Source organism: Bacillus tuaregi (genome assembly GCF_900104575.1).
Taxonomy (GTDB): domain Bacteria; phylum Bacillota; class Bacilli; order Bacillales; family Cytobacillaceae; genus Bacillus_BD; species Bacillus_BD tuaregi.
The window spans coordinates 1-1,425 of sequence record NZ_LT629728.1 but is presented as its reverse complement, the minus strand read 5'-3'; the positions used below and the strand labels follow the sequence as shown (position 1 = coordinate 1,425).

Below are 1,425 nucleotides of genomic sequence, written 5' to 3'. Positions count from 1 at the left end.
CCCGCCTGTCGGTTTTCAAGACCGATCCCTTCAGCCGGACTTGGGTATTCCTCCATCTATATGAAATGGATCTTGTAGGACTCGAACCTACGACCGGACGGTTATGAGCCGTCTGCTCTAACCAGCTGAGCTAAAGATCCTTAAAATCTTTAGTATAGCGGCAGAGGGGATCGAACCCCCGACCTTACGGGTATGAACCGTACGCTCTAGCCAGCTGAGCTACGCCGCCAATTAGTAAGCGTTATAATTATATATTATGGTGGAGCCTAGCGGGATCGAACCGCTGACCTCCTGCGTGCAAAGCAGGCGCTCTCCCAGCTGAGCTAAGGCCCCATAATAGATTTTAAATTGTTCCATGGTCGGGAAGACAGGATTCGAACCTGCGACCCCTTGGTCCCAAACCAAGTGCTCTACCAAGCTGAGCTACTTCCCGTAAACAAACGCGCCCGAAAGGAGTCGAACCCATAACCTTCTGATCCGTAGTCAGACGCTCTATCCAATTGAGCTACGGGCGCATTAATTGTAAGTTATTTTGTTTTTCAAAAAAACTCTGGTGCCGAGGACCGGAATCGAACCGGTACGGTAGTCACCTACCGCAGGATTTTAAGTCCTGTGCGTCTGCCAGTTCCGCCACCCCGGCAAAACTTGGAGCGGAAGACGGGGTTCGAACCCGCGACCCTCACCTTGGCAAGGTGATGTTCTACCACTGAACTACTTCCGCAAATATCGTTAATTATTTTACTACGTATAAAAACTATGGTGCGGGTGAAGGGAGTCGAACCCCCACGCCTTGCGGCGCTAGATCCTAAGTCTAGTGCGTCTGCCAATTCCGCCACACCCGCATATTAAAATGGTGAGCCATGAAGGACTCGAACCTTCGACCCTCTGATTAAAAGTCAGATGCTCTACCGACTGAGCTAATGGCTCATAATCATCATTTATCTTCAAATAATGATCTTTAGTCAAAAAAACTGCGGTTTTCTCGCAGATACTGGTGCCGGCCAGAGGACTTGAACCCCCAACCTACTGATTACAAGTCAGTTGCTCTACCAATTGAGCTAGGCCGGCAATATGGTGGAGGATGACGGGCTCGAACCGCCGACCCTCTGCTTGTAAGGCAGATGCTCTCCCAGCTGAGCTAATCCTCCATATAATAAAATGGTGACCCCTACGGGATTCGAACCCGTGTTACCGCCGTGAAAGGGCGGTGTCTTAACCGCTTGACCAAGGGGCCGTAATGAAATGTTTTACTTATTCTAGACAAAAATATAGCCCCTAATATATTTTAATAGGGGCCTAGCCTGGCAACGTCCTACTCTCACAGGGGCAATGCCCCAACTACCATCGGCGCTGAGAAGCTTAACTTCCGTGTTCGGGATGGGAACGGGTGTGACCTTCTCGCCATTGTTACCAGACTATTTTGTT

At 49.8% G+C, this 1,425-nt stretch carries 12 tRNA genes and 1 rRNA gene; all 13 read right to left on the bottom strand.

Annotation, left to right across the window (positions count from 1 at the left end):
• Positions 1 to 66: 66 nt before the first annotated feature.
• Positions 67 to 140 (bottom strand) — tRNA-Ile (locus BQ5321_RS00675).
• A gap of 15 nt (positions 141 to 155) precedes the next feature.
• Positions 156 to 229 (bottom strand) — tRNA-Met (locus tag BQ5321_RS00670).
• A gap of 28 nt (positions 230 to 257) precedes the next feature.
• Positions 258 to 333: transfer RNA gene (locus BQ5321_RS00665), tRNA-Ala, on the bottom strand.
• A gap of 23 nt (positions 334 to 356) precedes the next feature.
• Positions 357 to 433 (bottom strand) — tRNA-Pro (locus BQ5321_RS00660).
• Between the two features lie 8 nt (positions 434 to 441).
• Positions 442 to 515 (bottom strand) — tRNA-Arg (locus BQ5321_RS00655).
• Between the two features lie 36 nt (positions 516 to 551).
• Positions 552 to 640 (bottom strand) — tRNA-Leu (locus BQ5321_RS00650).
• A 6-nt stretch (positions 641 to 646) separates the two neighbouring features.
• Positions 647 to 721: transfer RNA gene (locus BQ5321_RS00645), tRNA-Gly, on the bottom strand.
• A gap of 36 nt (positions 722 to 757) precedes the next feature.
• Positions 758 to 842: transfer RNA gene (locus tag BQ5321_RS00640), tRNA-Leu, on the bottom strand.
• A gap of 9 nt (positions 843 to 851) precedes the next feature.
• Positions 852 to 927, bottom strand: a tRNA-Lys gene (locus BQ5321_RS00635).
• A 65-nt stretch (positions 928 to 992) separates the two neighbouring features.
• Positions 993 to 1,068, bottom strand: a tRNA-Thr gene (locus BQ5321_RS00630).
• Positions 1,069 to 1,072: 4 nt separating this feature from the next.
• Positions 1,073 to 1,148: transfer RNA gene (locus tag BQ5321_RS00625), tRNA-Val, on the bottom strand.
• Between the two features lie 11 nt (positions 1,149 to 1,159).
• Positions 1,160 to 1,234, bottom strand: a tRNA-Glu gene (locus tag BQ5321_RS00620).
• A gap of 65 nt (positions 1,235 to 1,299) precedes the next feature.
• A 5S ribosomal RNA gene (rrf, locus tag BQ5321_RS00615) occupies positions 1,300 to 1,415 on the bottom strand.
• Between the last annotated feature and the right edge of the window lie 10 nt (positions 1,416 to 1,425).